At 70.7% G+C, this 1,313-nt stretch carries 2 protein-coding genes; both read left to right on the top strand.

Going from position 1 to position 1,313, the window contains the following annotated elements; translation table 11 throughout:
• Positions 1-194: hypothetical protein (locus AB0I88_RS41305; protein WP_361037771.1), on the top strand; the 194-nt coding region annotated here is incomplete at its 5' end.
• A 932-nt stretch (positions 195-1,126) separates the two neighbouring features.
• Positions 1,127-1,313, top strand: a 187-nt coding sequence (locus AB0I88_RS41300) for a hypothetical protein (RefSeq protein WP_361037773.1), incomplete at its 3' end; no start/stop codon positions are given.

Below are 1,313 nucleotides of genomic sequence, written 5' to 3'. Positions count from 1 at the left end.
CCGAGGACGCCGATCTGGGGATGCGGCTGGCCCGCTCCGGTCACCGGGTCGGGGTGCTGCGCTCGGTGACCCTGGAGGAGGCGCCCCGGCAACCTTCCGCTGCCGGGGCAGGAACCGGCCGGGGCAACCTTCCGCTGCCGGGGTGCCGGGGGTTCGCCGGCCAGCGTGAAAGGAGACACCCGCCGCGGGTGTAGCCACACCCACCGTGGGCGTCGGGACTGTCCGCTCAGTGCTGGGTCTTCTGCGGTTGCCTGTCTGCGCTGACCCTGCCGGCTTATCAATAGAGGTTCGCTACCAGCGCATGTCCGGTCCGGCCCCGCTTTGCCAGGCCTCACGACGTGGGTGCGGGGTAGCGGAGACCGGACCTGGATCAGGGGTTCGATGACCGGCGACCGGCGACCGGCGACGGCGATCGGCGGTTCAAGGCCGGTGAAGATTCGTCCGTTGCGGTGGTTGCGCGTGTGGACGGGATTGCGTGGGCGGTGTGCTCGTTGCTGGGCAGGACCGGTGATGCGGCTCGGCTGGCCGTGATGGCTCCTTGGCGGTTCAAGGCCGGTGAAGATCGGTCCGTTGCGGTGGTTGCGCGTGTGGACGGGATTGCGTGGGCGGTGTGCTCGTTGCTGGGCAAGACCGGTGAAGTGACCCGGCTGGCCGTGATGGCTCCTCGGCGATCGTCGTTGACGCTGCCCCGTGAACTCCGCCGTGTGCCACCGGCTGGCCGTCGCACGCCACCACCGCCACGTTCACCGGCTGGCAGCGGACGCGGAGACGAATCCGTCCGGGGAGACGGACACGGATCTCGGCCATCTGTGTTCCGTAGACGTGACGCCCACTACGGGTGTCGTCACACCCACTACGGGTGTCGTGTTCTCCGAGCACACATCGTCCTGCACGCCGGCCCTCCGCCCACCGGACGCCAGGGCGCCGGGGCGCCGGGGGCGCCGGGGGCGCCGGGGGGCCAGTGCGACAGGGCGCCGGGGTGCCAGGGCGACAGGCGACAGGTGCCAGGGCGGCAGGGCGACAGCGCTTGGTCCAGCAGGACGGCAGGGTTGATGATGTGGGGTGCGGTCATCGCGATAGAGCCCTTTCGAGAGTGCTGTGGAAGGTTCGCTCGAAAGATCACGCGATGACCGCGCTCTTCGCTCAGCCCACAGCCGGGCCGCCCGACGATCACGCCGATCGCGTTACACCACTATCAGGGACGCCACTGCGGCAGGGCGCGGCCGGCCTCATCGAGCGTGGCTGGGAGGTGGACGACGTGACCGCGTACCGGACGGTCCGGGCCGCCCCGCCGCCCGCCGAGATCCGCGACG

Source organism: Actinoplanes sp. NPDC049802 (assembly GCF_040656595.1).
GTDB lineage: Bacteria > Actinomycetota > Actinomycetes > Mycobacteriales > Micromonosporaceae > Actinoplanes.
This window is presented reverse-complemented; position numbering and strand designations above follow the sequence as displayed.